Here is a 24,655-nt window from a genome sequence, read left to right on the forward strand (position 1 = left end):
AGTACATTGCAACGGTCTGTTCGCGCATGGGGAAAGTAGGAATGAGGCGGTTAGAGACCTCAAACCTACTTCTGCTCTGCCGAGCAGACTTTTTTTGTGCTCTCCAACTACTCCGCAACTTGGGTTAAGTAGGTTCTCACAGTTGAAAGGAAATGGGGGCTTCTGTTTTCACAATACTACCCATACTTTCTGCCATTTGCTCTCCCATTATAAATTTGTGAGGTGTTGGTATCAAAAGTGATACCTGTTTCCGACCTTGTTATCAGTTGGAAACCGGGCCACCCCCGCCGCCTCAGTAGCCCCTCACGAAAGGCAAAAGCAGGAATGAAGCAGGAATGCGAGCGCCGCAAGGATACACCGAAACGGTAGCCCCTTTGCCCACCGCGAGCAACCCCTGGAACGCACCCGGCCCGCCGTAAAATACGGGTACTTACGGGCCGCGCCGCCGCGAGCAATAACAGTAAGATAGCAGTAAGATAGCAGTAACCGCGCCGCCTGATTCGCCTGTTAATAACAAGGAAATGGCCCGCCCACCCGTGAGGAATAAACCGGGTTTTTCGGCCTGTTTCAGACAAAAGGGAAACGGCCGCCCAGGTGAGGCAACTGGTAAGGAGTTTCAATACCAGTCAGCTACCCGTGCGGCCACCGTTGGCCACCGTCCTCACCCAGCACTGGAGCCACCCCAGAAACGCCAACAGCAGGAACACAACAGGAACAGCGGTAACCATTAGTCTCCCCTTCGCGGCCATCCGTGCAAAATTGGAACCTAGGGGGGTAGGGGATGCAAGTCCTTCGCACGGCTCCAATCGGTAACCGTCCGTTCCCCTTCACGCACGTTCGTGCATAATTCAACCCCAAAAGTCCCTCCCGACGCTATTACCTAGCCTATGGAGTATTCCCTAAGGATTTCGACTACCTTAGGCCCGCCGTTTCTACCTATACTGCGCGGCCAATTTCTTCCCTCTGTGACTTACCCTGAATTTGAAGCCCGCTGGCAGGTATCCGGCGGGGCCGAACGTGCTAACTACGGCTTGTTCCTAACGGACTTTTGCGACCTGCTAGGCGTACCCCGCCCCGATGCCACCACCGACGACCCGACCCAGGATGCCTACGTGCTGGAGCGGGCCGTGACGTTCGACAATGGGGCCGGCAAAGGCACCACCGGCCGGATAGACCTGTACAAACGGGACTGTTTCGTACTGGAAACCAAACAGGGCACCACCAAACGCACCACCGAGGTTCAGGCCGAACGCGCCAAGCTAGGACTGAGCAACCCGAAGCTACGCAAGGGCCACGCCGTGCGCGGTACGGCCACCTGGCAGCAGGTAATGGAATCGGCCCGCCAGCAGGCCCTTGGCTATGTGCGGGCGCTACCGGCCAGTGAGCCGCGCCCGCCCTTCGTGATTGTGGCCGATGTGGGCTATTGTATCGACGTGTACAGCAACTTTGCCGGGGTAGGCGACAACTACGCGCCCTTTCCCGATTCGCAACGGTTTCGGGTGCTGCTGCCGGAACTGGCTGATGAGAAAATCCGCGAGCGGTTCCAACTCCTATTCACCGACCCGCAACGGCTCGACCCCGCCCGCCTGGCTGCCAAAGTTACCCGCGAGCTAGCCGGGCAGCTGGCCCGACTATCGGCCCAGCTGGAGCAAGCCAACCACGGCACCGAGGTAGTGGCTACGTTCCTGATGCGCTGCCTGTTTACGATGTTCGCGGAAGATACTGAGCTGATTCCGGCCGATTCGTTCAAGGGCCTGCTGGCTTAATACGACACCGACAAACGCCGGCCCGCCCTACCCCACGCCCTCGAAAACCTGTGGCAGTCGATGGACAAAGGCGGGTTTGCTCCCACGCTGCACACCTCAATCCGACAGTTCAACGGCAAGCTATTTCACGATGCCACCGCCCTACCCCTATCGGCCGCCCAGGTGGAACTCCTACGCCTGGCCGCCGCCGCCGATTGGACAACCGTAGAACCAGCCATTTTCGGTACCCTGCTGGAGCGGGCCCTCGACCCCCACGAACGCCACCGGCTAGGGGCGCACTACACCCCGCGCCGCTACGTGGAACGGTTGGTAGTGCCCGCCGTGCTGGAGCCCTTGCGCCGCGAGTGGGCCGCCGCCCAGGCCGCGAGCGCCCAGCTACACGACAACGACAAAGACACCGAGGCACGGGGCGAGCTGGTGAAGTTCCTACGCCGCCTCACGTCGGTAAAGGTGCTAGACCCCGCCTGTGGGTCGGGCAATTTCCTGTATGTGACGCTGGAGCATCTGAAACGGCTGGAGGGCGAGGTATTGGCCGCCATCAATGCCTACGGGCAAACGGGCCTACTCGACCTGGCCGGGGGCACCACCGTAAGCCCGCGCCAGCTGCTAGGGCTGGAGCTAAACCCGCGAGCCGCCGCCATTGCCGATGTGGTGCTGCGAATCGGCTACCTGCAATGGCATATCCGTACCCACGGCCTTACCCAACTAGCCGAGCCGCTCCTGGATGACTATCAGAATATCCGGCACCAGGACGCGGTACTAGCCCACGGCACACCCCGGCCCCGCCTCGATGCCCACGGCCAACCCGTAACGCGGTGGGACGGGCGCACTACCCGCCCTAACCCGGCCACCGGTCAGGAAGTACCCGACGAAAACGCCCGCGTTGCCGTGCAGGACTACCCCAACCCGCACCCCACTTCGTGGCCCGATGCTGATTTTATTGTCGGCAACCCGCCATTTATTGGCACGTCCCGAATGCGCGACCTGCTAGGCGACGGGTACACCGAGGCCCTACGCAAAGCCTACGCGGGCCGGGGCGTGCCCGAATCGGCCGATTTTGTAATGTACTGGTGGCACAAGGCCGCGCTGGCCGTGCGCGACGGGCACGCCCTACGGTTCGGCTTCATTACCACTAACAGCATTAAACAGACTTTCAACCGGCAAGTAATGCTGCCTTTCGTGGGCGGCGACAACGCCCCGCTACAACTCAATTTCGCCATACCCGACCACCCGTGGGTAACGAGTGAGGATGGGGCCGCCGTGCGAATAGCCATGACGGTAGCCGACCGTACCCGCCCCGGCCGGGCTTGGGGGAGGTTGCTCACGGTAAAAACCGAAACCCGTCCCGAAGGAGACGACGCGGCCGATGTGACGTTTACCGAGCAACAGAGCCGCATTCAGCCCGACCTCACAATCGGGGCAGAACTCGATAATGCAAAGAACCTTAAAGCAAATGCGAGTATTGCTTACCAAGGTTTCAAGCTACACGGGGGCGGGTTCATAGTTTCGCCTGCTAGAGCTGCTGAAATTGGTTTAGGTAAAATCCCTGAACTGGATAAACACATTCAGCCTTTTTTAAACGGCAAAGACTTAGCAGCTACACCTCGTGGTGTACTAGTCATTGACTTATTTGGGCTGAAAGCCAATGAAGTTTTACAGCGTTTTCCTGCCGTTTACCAACATATAGTAGAAACAGTAAAGCCAGAGCGAGAGCAAAACAACAGAGCTATTTACCGGGACAACTGGTGGACTTTTGGCGAGCCAAGGATAAAGCTACGTGCTGCATGGTTAGGACTTGACAAGTACATAGTAACTCCAAGGGTTGCTAAACACAGTTTCTTTCTGTTCCTAGAGAAAGGGATTTTGCCCGATGATAAGCTAGTAGTCTTTGCTACGAATGATGCTTATCACCTTGGCATTTTGTCGAGTCAGATTCATACTGTTTGGTCACTGGCTACGGGTGGCAAATTGGTCGATAGGCCAGTATATGACAAAACGAAATGTTTCGACCCGTTCCCCTTTCCTGATGCTACGCCCGCCCAGCAGGCCCGAATCCGCGAGCTAGCCAAAACGCTAGACGCGCACCGCAAACGCCAGCAGGCCGCGCACCCCGGCCTCACCCTCACCAACCTATACAACGTAGTCGAAAAGCTACGCGCCGGCCACGCCCTCACCCCCAAAGAGCAAGCCACCCACCAGCAGGGCCTCGCCTCAATCGTGCTGGAGCTACACCGCGACTTAGACGCGGCCGTAGCCGCCGCCTACGGTTGGCCCACCGCCCTACCCGATGCCGAACTGCTAGCCCACCTGGTAGCCCTCAACCGCGCCCGCGCCGCCGAAGAAAAAGCCGGCACCGTGCGCTACCTACGCCCCGCCTACCAAGCCCCCGGCCACCAGCAAACCGGCCTCAACCTCCCCACCCGCGTAGCCACCGAAACCGCCGCCGCCGTGGCCCTACTGCCGTGGCCCGCCGAACTGGCCAAACAGATACAAACCGTGCGCGACGTGGTAACCCAGGCCCAGGCCCCGCTCACCCCCAAACAGGTAGCGGCCCGGTTCGCCGGGGCCGGCCCCGCCAAAGTACAGCCGATACTCGATACCCTAGCCGCCCTGTCGCTGCTGCGGTGGGTAGAAGCTGAAAACGCCTACGCGGCGTAGAACCATAGGTATCTAAATACATTAATTAAACTTCAGGGTTGTGTATGGAATGTAGAAATCTATAAAGCTTTCATCTTTTTCAGATTGCGCACGCCATGAAGTCACATTGTTTTTTTTGTGACGATAAACACCTTCTGAGTCTGCAGTAAGTCCAGGAAATGTTGGAAGTATAATATTATTTTTATATTTATCTTCTATATCACCGTAATAACGACTAATGACTATTTTACCAAGGCCAGTCATATTGTCAAAATAAAATATGACAACTGTTGCATGCATTTTCAGGTTTTTGAAAGCAACTACGTGTGTTGATTCTACAAATTCATTTTTAACTTTTTTGAAATTCCCCTTTGCTAGAATTTCTTTGGTGAGAACACTTTCTTTTTTTCCCCAAAGCAGGTTAAAATTTGTGTCATGCAAGTCATTGTACCCTGTTGTACTTGGGTAGATGAAATCTAGATACTGAGGCGTATCCTGTGAAAAACCAGTGTTATAAAACAGGAGAAACAGTAAAATCAGTGGTAGCTTTTTCATGGAGAATGGAGTGGGTTGTCTGCAAGTAAGCACCGTATCTTATTATGACAGGCTTTTTCTATACTTGCGACAACCTTGATTAAGCCATCGTTTAAAACAAAAAGCAAAACAGCCACCTAGACAGCCTGACAAAATCGGACAATTCACCATACACCCACAACCCCGTAAAACGCGCCCGCAAAGCATGTTTTACGGGGTTTTTACATGCAATAATGCTCGGTTTATATCGTAACTTCCCTAAGGATTTCGACTACCTTAGTAAACCCTGTATACTATGCCCAGAATGCCCAATTTCCCCGCCACGGCCGACGAATGCAAAAGCCTCTCGATTGCCTTTCTGCGCGAGTCGGGACTGCTACGGCCCGGTTTCCACGTCACTACCCTTCGGTTCAGCTGCAACGGCCAGCCCACGGGTAGCGTCGGGCTGGAGGTTAACCTGGTGGCCGATACCACGCCCTACGTGCGCCTGCACTACACCCACGACAAAACCACCGACTACGATTACCGGATTCCGCTGGAGGCGCTGCCCAGCAACCTACCCGGCCACGGCCACCGCACCGGCCGCTACCAGTTCCGCTGTCCCGTGTCGGGCCGGGGCGCTAGCGTCCTGTATTTACGCGGGGGTACCGGCTACTTTGCCCACCGCGAAGCCTACCCTACTTACCGCCTTTATTATGATTCCCAACTAACGCCCACTAGTATCCGCGCCCTGGTGGCCCCGCTCGCAATTGAGCGCAAGCTGGAAGATGCCTATATGGCCCGCTACAAAAAAGGCCGCAAAACCCACTACCGGGGCAAGCCTACCCGCTGGTATGCCCAGCTGCTGAAACTGGAGGCCAAAGCAGACCGGGCCACACAAACCGGACTCGCGCATATTCAAAACGGCCTTTTCTAGCCACTTTTTAGGGCAAATGAAAAGTTTTGTCCCGCAACGTGTCCCGCAGACAAACAATAAGGCCTGCAAACAGCTATGAATTAGCTACTTACAGACCTTATTTGTGGGCCCAACTGGAATCGAACCAGTGACCTGCTGATTATGAGTCAGCTGCTCTAACCGATTGAGCTATAGGCCCGGTGCCGGAGGCAGTCATCTTTCACCTCAACCCTGCCGTTGCCGGCCCTCCAACGCCACAAAAGTACGACCTTCGCGGACGGAAAAACAAGTTCGCCCATGCTCCCCCACCTGCTATTTGATTTCGGCGGTGTCATTATCGACATCGATTACGACGCCACCCCCACCGCTATGCGCCACCTGAGCCGGGCCGGCAGCACCATTGCCTTCAGCCAGGCCCGGCAGGCCGAGCTGTTTGACGAGTTCGAAACCGGCCACCTTTCCCCCGCCGAATTCCGCAGCGGGCTGCGCGCAGCCTACGACCTCGACGCCACCGATGCCGAGCTGGATGCCGCCTGGCACGCCATGCTGCTCGACGTGCCCGCCGAGCGCCTCGCCCTCATCGGCGAGCTGCGGGCGCAGGGCCACCAAACGGCGCTGCTCAGCAACACCAACGCCCTGCACATTGCCGAAATCAACCGGCGGCTGGCCACTAGGTATGGCTTCAGGCACGGCATTGCCGACGTGCTCGACCGCGTGTTCTACTCCCAGGAAGTGGGCCTGCGCAAGCCGGGCGAGGAAATATTCCGCCACGCGCTGGCCGAAATGAACTGGCGGGCCGAGGATGTGTTGTTCATCGAGGACAGCCCCCAGCACGTGGCCACGGCCCGCCGCCTGGGCTTGCGGGTGCTGCACCTGGCCCCGCCCCTCACCCTCCTCACCGCCCTGCCCGAAGCCCTCCGTGCCTTTCCCCGAGAATACGCCCCCGCCACCATCTGAACCAGACTTCGCGGGCTTCCCTACCGGGCACGGTCCGGCCGATGTGGCCGCCCCTCCGGCCGACGGCCGCCCCCTGACCCGCACCCGCTGGGCCCGCCACCTGTTCCGGCGCTTCGAGCGTCCCGCGCCTTCGGCCCCGCGCACGGCGGCGCTGCACATCGGCCTGTTTCTGCTTACGCTCATCACCACCACGCTGGCAGGCATCGAGCTCACCCAGGCCCAGGAAGAGCCGCTCAACTGGCTGCCGTGGCGGGTGTTTCTGCTGCGGGGGCCGGCGCTGTGGGCCGAGCTGCAACGCGGGCTGTGGTTTGCCGTGCCGTTTCTGGGGGTGCTCACGGTGCACGAGTTCGGGCACTACTTCACGGCGCGCTACAACCGGGTGCGCACCTCGCTGCCCTACTACATTCCGTTTCCGATGGGCCTGGGCACGTTCGGGGCCATTATCCGCATCCGGGAGCGGATTTTTTCGCGGCGCGAGTTTTTCGATATCGGGCTGGCCGGGCCGCTGGCGGGCTTCGTGGTGGCGGTGGGGGTGCTGATTTACGGCTTTACGCACCTGCCCCCGCTGGACTACCTGTTTGCCGTTCACCCCGACTACGCGCAGTACGGGGCCGACTATGCCCGCCACGTGTACCCGGCGGGCAGCTCGGGCGGCTACACCCTGGCCCGGCCCCTGCTCTACCGCTGGCTCGAAACCGCCCTGGCCGACCCCGCCCGGCTGCCGCACGTCAACGAGCTGCTGCACTACCCCGTGCTGCTGGCCGGCGCGCTCAGCCTGTTCTTCACGGCCCTCAACCTGCTGCCGCTGGGCCAGCTCGACGGCGGCCATATTCTCTACGGCCTGCTGGGCCCGGGGCGCTTCAACCGGCTGGTGCTGGTGCTGTTCGTGGGGTTCATTTTTTACGCGGGGCTGGGGCTGTTTTCGGTGCGCGACGACTGGCAGAGCTGGGCCTATGCCGCACCGGTATACGCCGGCTACCTGGCCCTGATATTCTGGCGGGTGCTGCCGCGGCCCCGGCAGGGGCTGCTGCTGGCGGCGGGCATCTGGGGGGCGCAGGTAGCCTGCACGGCCGTGTGGCCGGCGGCGGTGGGCAACCCGGGCTGGCTGCTGTTTGGCCTGCTGCTGGGGCGGCTCACGGGCATCTACCATCCGCCCGCCCCCGATGAGCGGCCGCTCAGCCGCGGCCGCAAGCTGCTGGGCTGGGTTATGGTGGCTATTTTTGTGGTATGCTTCACGCCCAGTCCAATTAAGTAGAATGAGCGCGGGGCTGCGTAGCCAGGGGCTGCCTGCCCACCTTTTTCCAACGCTATTTTTATTCTGCCTGGCACCGGCGCGAGCTTGCGTTGCCATTCGCTTTTCACTGAATGATTTTTACCCAAAAACAGCTATTCCTGGGCACTACACACATTGCGTTGCGGGCCGAAAGCCTGTACGTGTGCAAGCGCAACCCGCAGGGCGTGCCCACCCTCGAAACTGAAGTTCCGTACGAGGAAATCCTGCCCATTCAGTCGGGCGAGCATCGCCACATTCCCACCAACCAAGTACTGATGACCGTGCTGATACTGGTGGTGCTGGGCAGCGGCCCCTGGCGCGAGTGGCTGGCTACCGGCCAGGCTACGTCGGCCCTGTACTGGTGGTGGCTGATTCTGGGCATCAACGCGCTGGCCATGTGGCTGCGCTTCGAGCAGCAGTGGTGCACGTTCCGGCTGCAAACGGCCCACCTGGCCCTCACGCTGGCGGGCCGGCCCTGGCAGCGCAAGCAGTTCCGGGCGCTGGTCGCCGAGCTGGAGCGCCGCACCAAAACCTACCTGCGCAACGAATATGGCCAGGTCAACCCGCTGGGCTTCATTGAGCCGCAGCTGCGCCGGGTGGCCTGGCTGCACGAGCTCGACGTGCTGAGCGCCCCCGAGGCCCGCGCCCTGAGCACCCGCCTCACCGGCCGCCACAGCCCCGACACGCTCACCAGCATGGGCCAGGAGCTGGAGTCGCCTTATTTGAACTAATTGAACGTCATGCCGAGCGCAGCCGAGGCATCTCGCGTGGGGTAGTAACCAAAACCATAACAACGATGCGAGCGAGATGCCTCGGCTGCGCTCGGAATGACGTTCTCTCACCCAATGCCTTCTGCCCCAACCGCGCCGGAGCTGATAAGCATCATCATCCCCACCTACAACGAAGCGGCGGGCCTGCCGGCTTTGCTGCGGCACCTGCGCCAGGCCGGGGCACAGCCCAGGGCAAGCTTCGAAATCATCATCGCCGACGGGCAAAGCACCGACGCCACCGCCGCCCTGGCCCGGCAAGCCGGGGTCCGGGTACTACACTGCCCCACCAAAGGCCGCGCCGCGCAGCTCAACCACGGAGCCCGGCACGCGGCGGGCAGCATCCTCTACTTTCTGCACGCCGATACGTACCCGCCCGCCGGCTTTCTCCATGATATCCGGCGGGCGGTGGCGGCGGGCTACGGCTGCGGCTGCTACCGCCTGGCCTTCGACATGCCCCACTGGTTTTTGCGGGCCAATGCCTGGTTCACCCGCTTCAATGTGGAAGCCGTTCGCTTCGGCGACCAGAGCCTGTTTGTACGCAAGGACGTGTTTGAGCGGGCCGGCGGCTACCGCGAGGATTTCCTGATAATGGAAGACCAGGAGATTACGCGACGGCTTAGAGGCTATCCGAAAAGGCAAGAAAAGAACGGTCATGCCGAGCGCAGCCGAGGCATCTCGCGTGCAGCAGTAATCAGCCGCCACCTCAACAAAGCGGGCGAGATACCTCGGCTGCGCTCGGCATGACGGCCTATTCGGATAGCCTCTTAGGCAATACGCCCGGCTGCGGGTGCTGCCGACCAACATCATCACCTCAGCCCGCAAATACCGCGAAAACGGCGTTTTCCGGCTGCAAGGCGTTTTCGGTCTGCTAACGCTCCTCAACCGCCTCGGCGTGCCGCAGCCCACGCTGCTGCGCACCTACCGGGCCCTCATTCGCCAGGATAAGCTGTAGGGTGCAAGGGCATATTGTACACAACAAGTTGACTAGCAATCTACTTCGCCAATATCCCCAACGCAAAACGGCGCTTCGGTCCCCACCTCACCAGAGCTAAGCTCCAGGAAGCAGGGGCCGAAGCGCCGTTTTGCGCTACTGACCAAATGCGGGTCAGGTTATTCCCGGGTCACGCGCAGGGTCTGAATCTCGTTATTCAACAACACGCGCACCACGTACACGCCGGCAGCCAGGCGGCCGGCTTCGGGCAGGGCCACGGCGCTCAGGCCCACGGGCATGGCCACCGAGCGCTGCACCAGCAGGCGGCCCGCCAGGTCGTACACGGCCACCGAGGCGGCAGCCTGCGGCCGGGTGGCCTGTACCGAAAGCGAGAAACCGGCCGCGCCAAACGGCACCGGCTGCGCCTGCACCACAAAGCTGGCATTGGCCGCGTTGCGGGTGGGCAGCATGGCACTGGGCGTGCTCAGGGTGTAGGTGCCGCCGATGGCCGAGCTCCACTCCACGAAGTTCAGGGTGCTGCTTTGGGCCGTGCGGGCCAGGGGCGACCACGGCCCCGTGGGTGGCCCCACCGCGCCGGTATAGAAGGGCTGCAAGTCGGCTTCTGCCAGTCCATTCAGCTCCGCATCGCGGTAGTTAAGCCGCATGGTGCCACTGATAGCGACGGTGGGCAGGAAGCCCAGCGTGAAGTAGCGGCGAATGCTGGTGCGGGCCGGGGCCCGGCCAATGGCCTGGTCGGTGACACGCGTGAGATTCACGGAACCCATACTGGCTGAAACCTGGGAAACGGTGAGGCCCACGCCGCCAAAATCCTGGCTGCTGTTCACCGCCAACGCTCCCGAGGTCACCAACCGGCCCGATACATAGGCATCGGCGGTTTCAGCAATGGTAGCGCCCGCGAGCAGGCCCAGGGCCGAAGTCTGGGTTTTCAATACCCCGCGCTGCATCACCACAGCCGTGCCGACGGTCAGGTTTTGGGCCAGGCGGGCGGTATCGGTGGCGGCGGGCAGGTTCACGAGCAGGCGCGGGGCCTTGAATACGGTGGCGGCCGGGGCCGTGAGCGTCACGGCCGCGCCGCGCAGGCTGAGCGTGCCGTTGGTGCCGTCCAGCGTAGCGCCGGGCTCCAGGGTCAGGTTGCCGTACACTTCCAGCGTGCCGCCGTTGAGCGCCAGCGCGGTGCCGGCGCGCAAGGTGAGGTTGCGCACCTGCACCAGACCAGTAGTGAGAATAGGCTGAGCCCCGGCCGCGCCGCGCACTTCGGCGTCGGTGGTGGGGGTAGGTAGGCAGGTCCAGTTGGCGGCCAGGGCCAGGTCGGTGTTCTGGCGCACCTGCCACTGGGGGCCGGGGGCCACGCGCACATTCACGGTATCGCGGAAGGTGCAGCCGCCCGCCGTGGTCGTGCCAATGTAGCGGTAGCGGCCGGGCGTGGCCGGGGTGGCGGCCAGCACGTTGCTACCGGTGGCGGTGATGCCGTTGGGGCCGCTCCAGGTTACGCTGTTGTCGCGGGTCACCAGGCTCCAGGCCGTTACGGGGCCGATGTCGCTTGGGCCGGCATCCACCACAAACAGGTTCCAGGTGCCGGTCTGGGGAGAGTTGCGCAGCTTGGCGAAGCCGGTAGGCTCGTCAACTTTCCAGGCACCCTGGAAAGGCGCGGCACCCGTGCCCAGGGCGCGGGCTCCCACCGAGTCCACGAACAAGGTGTTCTGGTAGTTCTGGCCCGCGCCACCGTTCAGGCGGCTCAGCAGCACGCGGGTGCCGTCGGGGGCTTCTACATACAGGATGAGGTCGCCGGTGTAAGTATGAGTGAGGCTGACGCGAATGCCGCGCAGGTCAAAGAAGCCTTCGGCCGAACCCGCTACCATGAGCGGAATGCGCACGCCAGCGGGGTTGTTATCCGGAATCGGCACGCTGCCCGCGAATTGATACGGGCCGGTGAGCTGGTTTTCGAAGGGACGGCTCCGCAGGCGGGTGGTGGCGCTGGCGCAGGCCACCGAATCGGGGCCCGCCGGGGAGGCGGCCACCGGGCGGCGGGCCAGTACCGTCACGGTTTGCTGCACGGCGCAGTTCGAGCCCGGCGTGGCGGTGTTCACGGTGTAGCGTAGGCGGCCAGCCACGGTGGGCGTAGTGCGGCGGTTTTTGCCCACGGCCGAGTAACCGGCGGGCCCGGTCCAGGAATATATCTGCCCGGCCACGCTGTCGTGGGCGGTCACGCGCAAATCAATAGGGCCGAACCCCTGGCCGCGTCCGGCGCACAGGTCCGTTTGCAGCGCGGTAGCGGCCAGCACGGGCTGGCTCACGGTCACGGTCACGGCCTGAGCGCTGGTGCAGCCAAAGAACCGGTCGGAGGCCAGCACGGTGTAGCGGTAGGTGGCAGTGCCGCCGCCCACCGGGCCGGCCGGCGTGGTGGTCGTGGTCAGGCTGGTAGCCTCCAGGCCCGGGCCCACCCAGCGCACCAGGGGCGCATCCGTAGCGAGACGGGCAAACAGTAATTCCACCAGCTCGATGGTACCGGTGCTGCCCGCCTGGCTGTCCTGGGCTTCGAGGCTGATGCTGGCCAGCAGGCCGGGCGTGATACTGCCGAAAGCCGCCGCCGCCTGGAACGTGCCCGTGAGCGTGCTGCCGGCCACGGTGGCGGGCAGGGCGGTGGTAGAAGTGTTGGCAAAAGTAAGGTCGAGCGCCACCGGTGCCGAGCCGCTGGCGGTGGGCAGCGCCGCCGCCAGATTCAGGTAGCTGGTGGTGCCGTTGGTGCCGCGCACGGCCAGCCGCAGGGCTACCTGGCCGGGCTGGGCGTGCGAGAGGCGCACCCGCACCCCGGTCAGGCCGGCGTAGTCGCGATAGGTATTTTCGAGGCCCTGCTGCAGCGTGGAGCCGAACGTTACGGCCGTGCTGTACACGGGCAGGGCCGTGAAGGTGGTAGCGCCGTCGGGCAGGACCGTGGGCGTGGTGTTGCGCATGCGGCGGGTGCTCGGGAAAGCGGCCGTGGCCGTGAGCGTGAGCGGGCTGCCGGCGCAGATGGCGTTGGAAGAAGCGGTGGCCGTGAGCACGGCGGCATCATCGGTGGAGCACTGGGCCTGCGCGCCGGCCGGAGCCGAGCTGTTGGTACCCAGGCCCACGGCGTACCAGGCATCAATCACGGCCGCTACTTCCGCCGAATTGGCCCCGAACAAATCCGTAGCCGCCTGAATGGTAAACACCCGTGCTGAGCGGTAGTCAGAATTCGGCGTGAGGTAGAGGCGCTCGGCGCGGTAGGCAATGCGAGCGGCTTTGCTGATGCCGATGCCGGTGACGGCGTAGGCCTGCTGCTGCTCATTCACGCCGGTTTTGCCCACGCTCAGAATGTAGTACCAGTGGTTCAGCACCCCCGAATTGGTGTGTACCCCGCCGTTATCACTCGTGCCGAAGTTCCAGCGGCGGCCCCGGTAGTTGGCCGGGCAGGTCGAGAGCACGGCCGTGCTCAGCGGGTTGCTCATCGAGCGCAGGCCGCCCGAAGTCAGGCTGATGTCTTCGCCCACAATCCAGGTTTGCTTGGTGGGGTCGACGTAGTTTTCGATGGTCGCACCCCAGATATCGGAAAAGCCTTCGTTGAGGGCTCCCGACTCGTTCTGGTACACCAGGCCGGCCGTGGCCTGGCACACGCCGTGGCCGGTTTCGTGGGCGCACACGTCCAAGGCAGTGAGCGGGCTGAACAGCGTGGCCCCGTCACCGTAGCGCATGGCCGTGCCGTTCCAGTTGGCGTTGTCGTAGTTGGTGGTGTAGTGAATGTAGTTTATCAGCTTGCTGCCCAGGTCATCCCAGGAGTTGCGGCCGTGCACGGTCATCCAGTAGTCGTACACCACCGTCGAGCCGAAGTGGGCATCGAGGGCGGCGTTGTCCTTGGCCGGGTTATTGAATTCGGCCGCCGTCCAGCTGTTGTCGTTGTCGATAAAGTCTACGCCGGCGGCCAGGTTGGTGCCGTTGCGCAGGTTGAAGGTTTCGATGCCGGCGCCGCGGGTGTAGTCGCGCAGCCGGAAGGTGCTGCCCACCTGGTCGGTAGCCGCCTGGCGGCTGCCCATGTACCGCGTGGCAAACGTGCCCACGGCCGTGGTTTTCGCGCTGCGTGCACCGGCGGGCCCGGCAGCAGAATTAGCCTTGTGAGCCGCCGCCGTACCGGCCGGCACCAGGCCGCCCGCGTGCTTAATAATGGCATCCTGCAGCACTACATCGCCGGTGCGGGCATCCACATACACCCAGGCGCGGCTTTCGGGCTGCTGGGCATAAATATTGAATTTCCAGGCCAGCACCAGCGGGCGTTGGGCGGCCGTGGTCTGGCGGTAGTCTTCTACTACCACCAGCTCGCCGGTGGGGCGGTAGGTGGCAGCGGGGTTGCTCTGCTCCCGCCGCAGGCCGGCTTCGGCGCTGGCATCGTCCCACATGTAGCGGCTGGCTCCCACGGTGGCCAGGGCCCGCTGCAAGGCCGCGGCCGCGCTCAGGGCAGGCTTGGTGCTGAGGGTGGCGGGCACGGGCTTGAACTCGCCGCTGAGCACGCCGGCCGTGCGGTGCACGGTATACTGGCCGTGCTCCACTTTCACCCCGTTGAAGAACTGCTGAAACCGCTCGTGGCGCTGGCCCAGTTCGTCGGTTTCCACGCGCAGGGCGCGCAGGTCGTCGGCGGGGCGCAGGGCCAGCTCCTGGCGGAGCAGCTGGCGGCTATCGAGCGGGAGCTGACGTAGGCCGGCTCCGGTTTGGGCCGACAATACCCGCAGCTGCGGCGTGCCATCGGCAGGTAGAGTTTGGGCCGAAACGGCGGTCGCGGCCAGCAGCGGCAGGGCATACAATAGCCCGGCGCGTAGAGGTTGAATCATGAGCAAAAATGAACAGGGAAGAGTAGTGGCTAAAGATACATGCCGCAGCAGCACATTTGCACCGGGCCTCTAAACTTTAAGCTCTTACCTCGTCATTCCGGCCTCCGCGCGATGCCCGGCAGCCCCCGCTCCGTACCACCTGAAGTCCCGGCGCGGCGCTATTTTTGCGCCCACCCTACTTTCAATTATGGAGCAGCTGCCTCCCTGGCCTTTCCCTGATTCCGGCATCTTCGCCCCTCTCCCTTTGCCCTGGGTAGCCACCGTCTCCCGCTTCATCCGTGACTCGCTTTGCGGCTCTTTTCCTCGTCGCCCTCGTGCTGCTCCAAACGCTGGGGCCGGAGGTGCTGGTCGTGAACTATCAGCTGAACAAAGTCCGCATCACGGCGCGGTACTGCGTGAACAAAGCCCGGCCGCAACGGCACTGCAACGGCAAGTGCCACCTGGCCAGCCAGCTGCGCCAAACCGATAACGACGATAAAAAAGCCCCGGCCGGCCCCGTTGCCAAAATGAAGTACGAAGTGCTGCCCTTGGCGGCCTTGGCCTTTGCGCGGCCCGCCGCCCACCGCTGGCGGCTACCGGCCCGGCGCTACCCGGCGCTGCACCCGGCACGGTGCGCGGCCGGCCGCGGCCCCGCCGTATTCCGCCCGCCCCTCCTACCTGCCTGATTCCAGGGCTTGCTCACTACCTTGCCAGGCAGAAAAGCGGCCTGGCCCAAAAGGCCCTGTCGAGCCCGTGGCGGGCCTGAGCGCGCGTGTTCGCACGCATTATTTTTCAAGCAGTCAATAGTTTCTCCTCGATGCTTATGAAATCATTTTCCGCTTCCGTCTTTATTGGTTCGCTCGCATTGGCGGCATGCGGCCTGGCGGGCTGTCAGAATGATGTGGCCACACCTGCCATCGCGGGCACCGTCACCCTGCACCTGGACAACGGCGTGACCATGCCCAATCCCACCACCGGCACCCCCACGTTCGGCTCGCTGGTGCTGGGCTCCGGGGCCTACGTCAATGCCAACGGCGACGACTTCACGGTGAGCACCTTCAAGTATTACCTCTCCAACGTGAAGCTGCTGAAGGCCGACAACTCGACCTATGCGCTACCCAAAACCTACTACCTGGTAGACCAGACCAAGCCCGCCTCGCAGGAGCTCGTTTTCAGCGACGTGCCGGTGGGCGACTATACCGGCATCATCTTCGTGGTGGGCGTGGACAGCGCCCGCACCAAAGCGGGCAATTTCACGGAAGCCGTGCTCAACGCGGGCAACGGCATGCTCTGGACCATGAACGGCGTGGATGAGTTCATCAACGTGAGCCTGAGCGGCTACTCGTCGAAGGCCCGCTCGGGGGGGCTCACGTTCCACATCGCCGGCTACAAGCAGGCCAGCACCAACACGATTCGGACGGTGACAGCCCCTTTCCCGACCGCCAATTCCCCCATGCTGGTGCGCCCCGACCATGCGCCCGAAATTCACCTGCAAGTCGATATCGCCAGGATGTTCAGCGGCCCGAACCTGATAAATTTTACCAACACCTACAACGTGATGGGGGGCGCACCAGCGGTGAAGGTTGCCGATAATATTGCGGCCGGCATGTTTACGGTTGACCACATCCACGCCAACTAAGTACTCGTGCAAAAGTAACCGTCATGCAGCGCATTCTGCGCATTAAGCAGAATGCGCAGAATGACCGCCTTTTACTCGTTTACTTTTGCGCGACTACTTAGTAGACAGCAGAATGCGCCCGGCAACAACTTCAAAAACCGAGCCCCGCAATGACCTTATTGCCGCCGGGTGACGCGCCGCCCAACAGGGCTACCCCGCTACCGAACGGGCCGCCGATGGGCTGCTTCAGCTGCTGGAGAAACAGGCGAAGTAGTGGCTCAAAACAGGAAAAACCCCGGCCACTTGCGTAGCTTGTCCTTACCCAAGTTTTCAAATGGCCGCTGAAACGGTCCGGTCCGACCGCCCTAGGCGGTCCGACCGGTCGTCGTGAGGACGAAATCGTTGGTACTTAAACCGGTCGGACCGCCTAAGGCGGTCGGACCGGAGCAACGATGCAAAACTTGGGTAAGGACAAGCCACTTGCGTAGCCGGGGTTTTCTCATTTCCAGGTCCTGATTTTACCCCAGGGCCGTCACGCCGGGCAGCTCCTTGCCTTCCATGTACTCCAGCAGCGCGCCGCCACCGGTCGAGATGTAGCTCACCTGCTCGCCGAAGCCCATTTGCTGCACCGCCGCGGCCGAGTCGCCCCCGCCGATGAGCGAGTAGGCCCCGGCGGCCGTGGCCTCGGCAATGGCGCGGGCCACGTACTCGGTGCCGAGCGAGAAATTGCTCATCTCGAACACGCCCATCGGACCGTTCCAGAGGATGGTTCTGCTGTCGCGGATGACGTCGGCGAAGGCTTCGCGGCTATCGGGGCCCAGGTCGAGGCCCATCCAGCCTTCGGGGATGCTGGTATTGGCGGCAATGTCCACGTTGGCATCGTTGGCAAACCGGTCGGCGATGAGCGAGTCGCCGGGCAGCATCAGGTTCACGCCCTTGTCTTTGGCTTTCTGGATGAGCTGCCGGGCCAGGTCTACTTTGTCGGCTTCCAGCAGCGAATTGCCCACGTGCCCGCCCTGCGCCACGGCAAAGGTGTAGGCCATTCCCCCGCCGATGAGCAGGTTGTCTACCTTATCGAGCAGCTTTTCGATGATGAGAATCTTATCCGAAATCTTGGCCCCGCCCATGATGGCCGTGAAGGGCCGCTCGGCGTGCTCCAGCACTTTTTTGGCGTTGTCGATTTCGGATTGCAGCAGGTAGCCGCCCACCCGGTCCTGCGGGGCAAACGAGCTGGCCATCACGGCCGTGGAGGCGTGGGCGCGGTGCGCGGTACCGAAGGCATCGTTCACGTACACATTGCCCAAGGCGGCGAGCCGGGCGGCGAAAGCCGGGTCGCCGGCTTCTTCTTCTTTATGAAAGCGCAGGTTATCGAGCAGCAGCACCTGGCCGGACTGCAGCGCGGCGGCTTTTTGGGCCGCTTCGTCGCCGAGCACGTCGCCGCCCCACTGCACGTCGCGGCCGTATTCCTTTTGCAGATGCAGCACCAGGCTTTCGAGCGAGAATTTCTTCTCATGGCCACCCTTGGGCCGGCCCAGGTGCGAGAGCAGCACCACCGAGCCGCCATCGTTCAGGATTTTCATCACCGAGGGCGTAGCCATGCGGATGCGGGTATCGTCGGTGATGTGCAGGTCCTTATCGAGGGGCACATTGAAATCGACGCGCATCACGGCGCGCTTGCCGGCGAAATTGTAGGTGTCGAGGGTATTCATTAGGTGAGGGTGAGTGGTGAAGGACACAAAGAACGTCATGCTGAGCGAAGCCGAAGCATCTCGCTCGCACCGTTGACCGATTGAATCACTGCTGCACGCGAGATGCTTCGGCTTCGCGGACGCCAGATGAGCATGACGTTCTTTATTATTCCAGCGCCCCGCCTCTCCTTACCTTTGCCCTACTTATGAAAATCGGCATTTTTTTCGGGGGCACTTCGCGCGAGCGGGAAATTTCTTTCGCCGGCGGCCGCACCGTCTTTGATAATCTGGACAAGACGCTGTTTCAGCCCGTCCCCATCTTCGTGGATAGCCTGGGGCAGTTTATTCTGCTCGACTGGCAGTTCATCTACAAAGGCACCATTCGGGATTTCTATCCGCCGGTATCGTCGCAGCCGCCGTCACTGCACCATTTGCAGGTTTATATCGAAAGTCTGGGCGAGCTGAGCCACGACGAGAAATCCGAGGCTATTGCCAAGGTGGGCCGGCAGGTACAGCCCGAGCAGCTGCCCCTGCTCATGGACTTTGCCTTTCTGGCCCTGCACGGGCCGGGCGGCGAAGACGGCGCCATTCAGGGCCTGCTGGAGTGGCTGGGCATTCCGTATTCGGGCTCCGGCATCCTGCCCTCGGCGTTTGGCATTGATAAAATCGCGCAGAAGAAGCTGTTGAAAGCGCTGGGCCGGCCCACGCCCGACTTCCGCGTCATCACGGCCGAGGAATGGGATACCACCAACCACGCCGCCACCCTGGCCTACCTAGTGCGCGAAATAGGCCTGCCGCTGGTGCTGAAAGCCCCGCGTCAGGGCTCCAGTATCGGGGTCAGCATTCTGAAAACCGACGACCTGGCTAAGTTTGAGGCCGCCATCGAGCGCAGCCTGTTCCGCAAAACCCTGACCCGCGCCGACTGGCAGCGCCTGGGCGAGCAGGACCGGCTGGCCTGGGTGCAGCACTTGACGGACATCCGCGAAGGCATCGGCCTGCCGGTGGTGCTCGACGACGAAACCGACCCCATCTACCACCCCGAAACCCTACTTTTCACCCTCAACGAACGGCTGGAAACGGCCGAGGAAGTGCGCCTGACCAACATCGACGGCGAAACCCAGGTGCTGGTGGAGAGCTTTGTAGCGGGCCGCGAGTTCAGCTGCATTGTGGTGGAAGATTTCAACGGCGCGCCCCTGGCCCTGCCCCCCACCGAGATTGTGAAGGGCGAGGAGATGTTCGACTACCGCTCGAAGTACCTGCCCGGCCTGGCCCGCAAAGTCACGCCGATTGACTTGCCGGAGGATAAAATTCAGGAAATCCGCGAGGCTTGCGAGGAGATGTTCCGCACGTTCGGCTTCCAGGTGTACGCCCGTCTGGATGGCTTCTATGTTGAAGGGCATGAGGGTATGGGGGTAGGCGGGTATGAGGTGAACGATGTTTCTCCCCAAACCCCTACCCTCCTACCCTCCCACCCTCCTACCCTAAAAAATCCTACCCTTTACCTGAATGACCCGAACACGACTTCGGGCATGCTGCCGGCTTCGTTCTTTTTCCACCAGGCGGCCGAAATCGGGCTCAATCCTTCGCAGTTTCTCACGTTCCTCATCCGCACGTCGCTGGCGGCCCGCCGCCGCGCCGGTCTGCGCCCCGTGAAGCTGGGGCAGCTACTGGCCCAGCTGGACGCTGCCGTGGCCGGCCGCCAGCACGAGACCACCGAGCGCATTCGCGTGGCCGTGATAATGGGCGGCTACTCCTCGGAGCGCCACATTTCGGTGGAAAGCGGGCGCAATATTTTCGAGAAGCTCAGCTCGTCGGCCAAGTACGCGCCGGTGCCGGTGTTCCTCACCGGCTCGGCCCAGGAGCACAGGCTTTATGTGCTGCCCGTGAACGTGATGCTGAAGGACAACGCCGACGACATCCGCGAGAAAATCGAGCACGCCGAGGCCGGCGAGGCCCCGCACCCCATTCTGGCGCGCATTCGGCGCGAGGCCGGGGCCATTACCAGCACCTACGCCGGGCAGGCGCTGGCCCAGCCGCGCCGCATCTCGTTCGAGGAGCTGGCCCAGCTAGCTGATGAGGTGTTCATCGCGCTGCACGGCCGGCCCGGCGAGGACGGCGCATTGCAGCAGGAGCTGGAAAAATTCAACCTGCCCTACAACGGCTCGGGCGTGGCCAGCAGCAGCGTCACCATCAACAAGTTCGAAACTAACCAGCGCCTGCGCGAAGCCGGCTTGCTGGTGGCCGAGCACCGCATGGCCACTAAGCTGGAGTGGCTGGCCGACGCCGAAAGCTTCTACCGCGGTCTCGAAACGCAGTTCCCCTACCCGTTCATCGCCAAGCCCGCCGACGACGGCTGCTCTTCGGCGGTGAAGAAAATCAAGACCCGGGCCGAGCTCGAAGCCTTCAGCCAGCTCATCTTCCGCACCGAGGAAGACCTGCTGCCCGCCCCGGCCGAGGTGCTGAGCCTGGGCTTCAAGGAGGAGTTTCCGCGCAAGGAGGCTTTCCTGGTCGAAACCCTCATCAGCCGCGACGGAGCCGCGCATTTCCTGGAAATCACCGGCGGCCTGCTCACGAGCTATGACGAAGACGGCCTGCTCGTTATCGAAGTATTCGAGGCCAGCGAGGCCCTGGCCACCGGCGAAGTGCTGAGCCTGGAGGAGAAATTTCTGGCCGGCGAAGGCCAGAACATCACCCCCGCCCGCTACGACGTGGATGCCGTGGAGCGCCAGCGCATCTCGAACGAGGTGAAGGCCGTGCTGCGCCGCGTGGCCGAAGTGCTCAATATTCAGGGCTATGCCCGGATTGACGCCTTCGTGCGCGTGCGCCAGGAGGGCGAAGTTGAGGTGCTAATTATCGAAGTCAACTCGCTGCCCGGCATGACGCCGGCCACCTGCATTTTCCACCAAACGGCGCTGGCCGGCTACACGCCCTACGAGTTTATCGACCGGATTCTGGAGTTCGGCAAGGCGCGGGCTTCTAAAATGGTTAACGGTTAATGGTCAGTGATTAATGGACGGCCGCCCCGCTGCTTCCAAAAACGCCCCCTAAGAACATTAACCATTGACCATTAATCATTAACCACTAAATAATGGCTCTTCTTACCTCCAATACCCCGCTCGACGTCGTGAAGCACCTCATGCTTATCGCGTTGGTGGGCCTGATGCTTGTGCTAGGCTTTTTCTACGTGTACCTGCCCGTGAGCACGCACCACGGCGAAACCATCACCGTGCCCAAGGTGACGGGCATGAACGTGGCCGGCCTTGAGGACTATCTCGACGAGCGCAAGCTGGCCTACTTTGTCGACGACTCCAGCTATAATCCCGGCGTCCGGCCCTTCACGGTGCTGGTGCAGGACCCCGCCCCGGGCGAGAAGGTGAAGGAAGGCCGCAAAATCTACATCCAGGTGAGCATGAAAAACCCACCGGTCATCAAGATGCCGAAGCTGACCGGCAACTCCTCGAAAGCCGCCATGCTCATCCTCAAAAGCTACGACCTGGTGGCGGGCCAGGTGCAGCTGGTGCCCGACTTAGCTTCGGGGGCGGTGCTCAAGCAGCTCGTCAACGGCAAGGAAATTGCGCCCGGCGCATCCATTGCTAAGGGCACTCAGGTAGATTTGGTAGTGGGCGACGGCCAGGGCAACCAGACCTTCGCCGTGCCCAATCTCGTGAATAAGCCCGCGGATGAGGCCATTACACTACTCCTGGGCCAGGGCCTGCAGAAAGGCGAAGTATTTGAGCAGCCCGCCGAAGAGGGCCAGGTCCCCGGCACGGTGGTGCGCCAGCGCCCCATGGCCGGCCCCGATGCCACCATCCGCATGGGCCAGCTGGTGGATATCTGGGTGGCGAAATAGGTCATTGTTTTAAACCCAGAGAACGTCATGCCTCATCTTGCGTCCGCGCAGTCGAAGCATCTCTACCGAGCCACTAATCAATTTTAGTATTGCGGTAGAGATGCTTCGGCAAGCTCAGCATGACGTTCTTTTATTGCGTATCACGTTCTGTTCCCGTGCACTTTTTCCTTCGCCGGCGGCGTTAGGCTCCCAAAATCCTGCTACATGATGACACTTTTCCACGCGTCGCGCCAACTGCTGCTGCCGCTGCTGCTGGCGGCGGCCGGTGCGGTCTCAGCCCAGGCCGTTATCACGGGGCCGCTGGCGGCTGACCCCGGCCGCGCTCATTTTGCGCCCTCGCCTATGCTGCGCCCACAGCTGCGCGGCGCGGCCGGCACTACTGCGCTGGCTCTTCCCTTCTTCGACGATTTTACCTCGCCGCTCGAAGGCGCGCCGAAAGTGCTGAACTGGATGCCGACGGGCGGGGCCATCGTGAGCAACCGCCTGGCGCTGGCCCCCCTCACGCGCGGAGCCGCCACCCTCGACGGCCTGCGGGCCAATGGCCGCACCTACAGCAACGCCGTGGCCAGCTCCTACGGCCCCATCGATTCGCTGATGTCGCAGCCCATCGACCTGAGTAGCTATACCACTGGCAGCCAGGTGGCCCTGAGCTTTGCCTGGCAGGCCGGCAGCATCGTGGGCGCGCCCAATGCCAATGTGAATAACAATACCGTCAGCCTGGAGCTATTCGTCAAAACGAACCCCAACCGCTGGGAATCGGTGTGGGTGTACACCAGCCAACGAGCCCGTACCGGCTTCCGGCAGCAGGTGATTCTGCTCAATCAGGCCAAATACCTGCACGCCAACTTTCAGTTCATGTTCGTGGCCAGCGGCAATAATTCGGACAACAGCGACAACTGGAGCGTCGACTACGTGCTACTCGACCGCGGCCGCGCGCGCGGCCTGACCGACACCACGTTCGTGGACGTAGCGACCAGCGCCGGCTTGCGGGGCGGCGCTCCTTCGGGAGGGCTGCGCAGTCCCTTGCGCCGGTTTACCTCGATGCCGGTATGGCAGTTCAACGCCGCGGCTTCGCCTACCAGCGAGCTCAATCCCAAGCTTGGCGTGAACGTGACCAACCTGAACTCCGGGCCGCTGGCCCTGCGCACCGGCGTAACGGGCACCGTGCGCGAGTTGCCCGCGGCTAGCCCAATCGGCACCTGGCTGCAGGACGTCCGCAACCTGCCGCCCGGAAACCCGCGCCTGGACAGCGTGACCGGCGCGGCCAACCGCGTGGCCCTGCCCACCACGGCCACGCCCAAGATTTTGCGCTACACGCTGGCGCTCAACTCGCAGGAAACCACGCCGCGCACGCTGGCCAACGACACGATATCCCGCGATGTGGAGCTGGGCACCTACTATGCCTACGACGATGGCACGGCCGAAAACTTCATCCAATTGGTGCCCTACGTGACCGGGCAGGCGGGAGCCCTGGCGTACCGCTTCGACCTCAACCGCCCCGACTTTGTGCGCTCCCTGCGCCTGTACCCGGTATTTTCAGCTTCCGACCAGCTGGCCCGGTCCGTCACCATCAGCATCTGGGACGATGCGAGCGGACAGCCTGCTACCGCCGCCCGCGCCTCCAAAACCGTTACCATTCCGGCCGCGTCGGCTTTTCCAGCAGGTTGGCAGTATTTCGAAGTCACCTTCGACCAGCCCGTGCCCGTGACCGGTACGTTCTACGTGGGCTTCACCCAGCCCTCGCAAAGCCGCAACCTGCAGTATGGCCTCGACCTGAACAGCTCGGTGCCGGCAGGCTACTTCTGGCGGCGCGACAACTTTGGCACCTGGCTGGCCAACCCCGCCTCGCTGAACCGCGGTGCCCCCATGATGCGCCCCGTGATGACGAATAACATAGCTACTGCTACCGCCTCAGCCCGCGAAACGGCCGCCTTCAGCGTGTATCCCAACCCGACGCATGGCACCGTGAGCATCGACGGGCCGGCCTTTGCCCGCGCCGCCGTGCTCGACGCCCTGGGCCGCGTGGTGTGGGAGCAGCCCGCCGCCCAGGCCGGCCAGCCCACGCTGCCGCTTCCCGCGCTGGCCGCCGGCATCTACACCGTGCGCCTGACCCTGGCCGACGGCCGCACCGTGGGCCGCCGGCTGGCCATTTTGTAGCCTATTAAACCACATAAAAAAACCCTTCAGACAAATCTGAAGGGCTTTTTTATGTGGTGCTTGCTGACCAGCGAAACTCCGTTACCAGGTTTCAGGAGGCGCTGCAGGTACGCAGCAGGCTGCCTGCTTACTAGTTAGCGGGCATCAATACCGTGTCGATTACGTGGGTTACGCCGTTGCTCGATACCACGTTGGCAATGGTTACTTTCGACATGCCGCCTTTGGCATCTTTCAGCATTACGCCGTTGCCGTTGGCTATTACGGTCAGCGTTTCGCCTTGCACGGTGGTCAGCGTCTGACCGTTTTGAAGGTCGGCGGCCATGAGGCGGCCGGGTACTACGTGGTAGGTCAGGATTTTGGTGAGGGTGGGCTTCATTTCGGGCGTCACCAGCGAGGCTACGGTGCCGGCGGGCAGCTTATCGAAGGCAGCGTTGGTGGGAGCAAATACGGTGAAGGGGCCCGCGCTTTTCAGCGTTTCTACCAGACCGGCGGCCTTCACGGCGGCTACCAGCGTGGTGTGGTCGGAGCTGCCGGCGGCGTTATCCACGATGTCTTTGTCGGCCGTCATCATGGCTCCGCCCACCATTACGCCAGCACCGGATTCCATCTTCATGCTGCCGCTGTTGCCCATCATGTCGCCTTTGCGGGGCTGGGTTTTGGACTTCATCTTGTCGCCGGCATCCGACTTGCCTTTGACTTTCATCTTGCCATCGTCCGCCATTTTGGTTTTGGTGGTCATGC

At 62.3% G+C, this 24,655-nt stretch carries 17 protein-coding genes and 1 tRNA gene; 13 read left to right on the forward strand and 5 right to left on the reverse strand.

All coding sequences use genetic code 11. The annotated features are described in order from the left end of the window. Positions 1 to 965 precede the first annotated feature (965 nt). On the forward strand, positions 966 to 1,766 hold the full coding sequence (locus ABD819_RS05350; protein WP_345121799.1) for a type IIL restriction-modification enzyme MmeI: 801 nt from the start codon (positions 966 to 968) through the stop codon (positions 1,764 to 1,766). Between the two features lie 60 nt (positions 1,767 to 1,826). Further along, positions 1,827 to 4,424 carry a class I SAM-dependent DNA methyltransferase gene (locus ABD819_RS05355; RefSeq protein ID WP_345121801.1) on the forward strand — a complete coding sequence of 866 codons (2,598 nt, stop codon included), beginning with the start codon at positions 1,827 to 1,829 and terminating at the stop codon, positions 4,422 to 4,424. 21 nt (positions 4,425 to 4,445) lie between these two features. Here the strand turns inward: ABD819_RS05355 and ABD819_RS05360 are convergent, their stop codons facing one another. Beyond that, positions 4,446 to 4,958: a hypothetical protein gene (locus ABD819_RS05360; protein ID WP_345121803.1), complete on the reverse strand. Its 513-nt coding sequence runs from the start codon at positions 4,956 to 4,958 to the stop codon at positions 4,446 to 4,448. Between the two features lie 283 nt (positions 4,959 to 5,241). On the opposite strand from ABD819_RS05360, the gene ABD819_RS05365 reads away from it, so the two are divergent. After that, on the forward strand, positions 5,242 to 5,853 hold the full coding sequence (locus ABD819_RS05365) for a hypothetical protein (RefSeq protein ID WP_345121805.1): 612 nt from the start codon (positions 5,242 to 5,244) through the stop codon (positions 5,851 to 5,853). A 104-nt stretch (positions 5,854 to 5,957) separates the two neighbouring features. Here ABD819_RS05365 and ABD819_RS05370 read toward each other — a convergent pair. Beyond that, positions 5,958 to 6,031: transfer RNA gene (locus ABD819_RS05370), tRNA-Ile, on the reverse strand. 98 nt (positions 6,032 to 6,129) lie between these two features. Between ABD819_RS05370 and ABD819_RS05375 the strand changes: the two genes are divergently transcribed. The 5 genes from ABD819_RS05375 (at position 6,130) to ABD819_RS05395 (ending at position 9,784) form a co-directional block, all read left to right on the forward strand. Further along, complete coding sequence (locus ABD819_RS05375; protein WP_345121807.1) at positions 6,130 to 6,789, forward strand: HAD family hydrolase; 660 nt, start codon at positions 6,130 to 6,132, stop codon at positions 6,787 to 6,789. Next, a complete protein-coding gene (locus ABD819_RS05380; protein WP_345121809.1) occupies positions 6,752 to 8,044 on the forward strand; it encodes a site-2 protease family protein in 1,293 nt (430 codons plus the stop codon). Before ABD819_RS05375 ends, ABD819_RS05380 begins: the two co-directional genes overlap by 38 nt. 110 nt (positions 8,045 to 8,154) lie before the next feature. Next, positions 8,155 to 8,793 (forward strand): hypothetical protein, encoded by a 639-nt coding sequence (locus tag ABD819_RS05385; RefSeq protein ID WP_345121811.1) that lies wholly within the window; start codon positions 8,155 to 8,157, stop codon positions 8,791 to 8,793. A gap of 114 nt (positions 8,794 to 8,907) precedes the next feature. Beyond that, positions 8,908 to 9,576, forward strand: coding sequence for a TIGR04283 family arsenosugar biosynthesis glycosyltransferase (locus tag ABD819_RS05390; protein WP_345121813.1), 669 nt, complete (start codon positions 8,908 to 8,910; stop codon positions 9,574 to 9,576). 43 nt (positions 9,577 to 9,619) lie between these two features. Then, positions 9,620 to 9,784: a glycosyltransferase family protein gene (locus ABD819_RS05395; protein ID WP_345121815.1), complete on the forward strand. Its 165-nt coding sequence runs from the start codon at positions 9,620 to 9,622 to the stop codon at positions 9,782 to 9,784. A 158-nt stretch (positions 9,785 to 9,942) separates the two neighbouring features. Here ABD819_RS05395 and ABD819_RS05400 read toward each other — a convergent pair whose 3' ends face one another. Beyond that, positions 9,943 to 14,622, reverse strand: coding sequence for a M4 family metallopeptidase (locus ABD819_RS05400; RefSeq protein ID WP_345121817.1), 4,680 nt, complete (start codon positions 14,620 to 14,622; stop codon positions 9,943 to 9,945). A 278-nt stretch (positions 14,623 to 14,900) separates the two neighbouring features. On the opposite strand from ABD819_RS05400, the gene ABD819_RS05405 reads away from it, so the two are divergent. Both ABD819_RS05405 and ABD819_RS05410 read left to right on the forward strand, forming a co-directional pair. Beyond that, positions 14,901 to 15,287 (forward strand): hypothetical protein, encoded by a 387-nt coding sequence (locus tag ABD819_RS05405; RefSeq protein WP_345121819.1) that lies wholly within the window; start codon positions 14,901 to 14,903, stop codon positions 15,285 to 15,287. Positions 15,288 to 15,424: 137 nt separating this feature from the next. Continuing rightward, the gene (locus tag ABD819_RS05410; RefSeq protein ID WP_345121821.1) at positions 15,425 to 16,240 is read left to right on the forward strand and encodes an MbnP family protein; all 816 of its coding nucleotides are present in this window, start codon (positions 15,425 to 15,427) and stop codon (positions 16,238 to 16,240) included. Between the two features lie 497 nt (positions 16,241 to 16,737). On the opposite strand, the gene ABD819_RS05415 is transcribed toward ABD819_RS05410, so the two are convergent. Further along, a complete protein-coding gene (locus ABD819_RS05415) occupies positions 16,738 to 17,928 on the reverse strand; it encodes a phosphoglycerate kinase (protein ID WP_345121823.1) in 1,191 nt (396 codons plus the stop codon). A 185-nt stretch (positions 17,929 to 18,113) separates the two neighbouring features. Between ABD819_RS05415 and ABD819_RS05420 the strand changes: the two genes are divergently transcribed. From ABD819_RS05420 to ABD819_RS05430, 3 genes are all read left to right on the forward strand, one after another. Continuing rightward, positions 18,114 to 20,903 (forward strand): D-alanine--D-alanine ligase family protein, encoded by a 2,790-nt coding sequence (locus ABD819_RS05420; protein ID WP_345121825.1) that lies wholly within the window; start codon positions 18,114 to 18,116, stop codon positions 20,901 to 20,903. 92 nt (positions 20,904 to 20,995) lie between these two features. Further along, positions 20,996 to 21,757, forward strand: a complete 762-nt coding sequence (locus ABD819_RS05425; RefSeq protein ID WP_345121827.1) for a PASTA domain-containing protein — start codon at positions 20,996 to 20,998, stop codon at positions 21,755 to 21,757. Between the two features lie 204 nt (positions 21,758 to 21,961). Then, a complete protein-coding gene (locus ABD819_RS05430) occupies positions 21,962 to 23,914 on the forward strand; it encodes a T9SS type A sorting domain-containing protein (RefSeq protein WP_345121829.1) in 1,953 nt (650 codons plus the stop codon). Between the two features lie 130 nt (positions 23,915 to 24,044). On the opposite strand, the gene ABD819_RS05435 is transcribed toward ABD819_RS05430, so the two are convergent. After that, entirely contained in the window at positions 24,045 to 24,548 is a 504-nt protein-coding gene (locus tag ABD819_RS05435; RefSeq protein ID WP_345122143.1) for a fasciclin domain-containing protein, read from the reverse strand. Positions 24,549 to 24,655 lie beyond the last annotated feature (107 nt).

It is taken from the genome of Hymenobacter antarcticus, assembly GCF_039539545.1.
In the GTDB taxonomy this organism is placed as follows: Bacteria; Bacteroidota; Bacteroidia; order Cytophagales; family Hymenobacteraceae; genus Hymenobacter; species Hymenobacter antarcticus.

Bases quoted from the DNA above. Each gene is read 5' to 3' on its own strand.
- ABD819_RS05355 (WP_345121801.1), top strand. From the start codon at position 1,827: ATGGACAAAGGCGGGTTTGCTCCCACGCTGCACACCTCAATCCGACAG.
- ABD819_RS05360 (WP_345121803.1), bottom strand. From the start codon at position 4,958: ATGAAAAAGCTACCACTGATTTTACTGTTTCTCCTGTTTTATAACACT.
- ABD819_RS05365 (WP_345121805.1), top strand. From the start codon at position 5,242: ATGCCCAATTTCCCCGCCACGGCCGACGAATGCAAAAGCCTCTCGATT.
- ABD819_RS05375 (WP_345121807.1), top strand. From the start codon at position 6,130: ATGCTCCCCCACCTGCTATTTGATTTCGGCGGTGTCATTATCGACATC.
- ABD819_RS05385 (WP_345121811.1), top strand. From the start codon at position 8,155: ATGATTTTTACCCAAAAACAGCTATTCCTGGGCACTACACACATTGCG.
- ABD819_RS05390 (WP_345121813.1), top strand. From the start codon at position 8,908: ATGCCTTCTGCCCCAACCGCGCCGGAGCTGATAAGCATCATCATCCCC.
- ABD819_RS05400 (WP_345121817.1), bottom strand. From the start codon at position 14,622: ATGATTCAACCTCTACGCGCCGGGCTATTGTATGCCCTGCCGCTGCTG.
- ABD819_RS05410 (WP_345121821.1), top strand. From the start codon at position 15,425: ATGAAATCATTTTCCGCTTCCGTCTTTATTGGTTCGCTCGCATTGGCG.
- ABD819_RS05415 (WP_345121823.1), bottom strand. From the start codon at position 17,928: ATGAATACCCTCGACACCTACAATTTCGCCGGCAAGCGCGCCGTGATG.
- ABD819_RS05420 (WP_345121825.1), top strand. From the start codon at position 18,114: ATGAAAATCGGCATTTTTTTCGGGGGCACTTCGCGCGAGCGGGAAATT.
- ABD819_RS05425 (WP_345121827.1), top strand. From the start codon at position 20,996: ATGGCTCTTCTTACCTCCAATACCCCGCTCGACGTCGTGAAGCACCTC.
- ABD819_RS05430 (WP_345121829.1), top strand. From the start codon at position 21,962: ATGATGACACTTTTCCACGCGTCGCGCCAACTGCTGCTGCCGCTGCTG.
- ABD819_RS05435 (WP_345122143.1), bottom strand. From the start codon at position 24,548: ATGATGGGCAACAGCGGCAGCATGAAGATGGAATCCGGTGCTGGCGTA.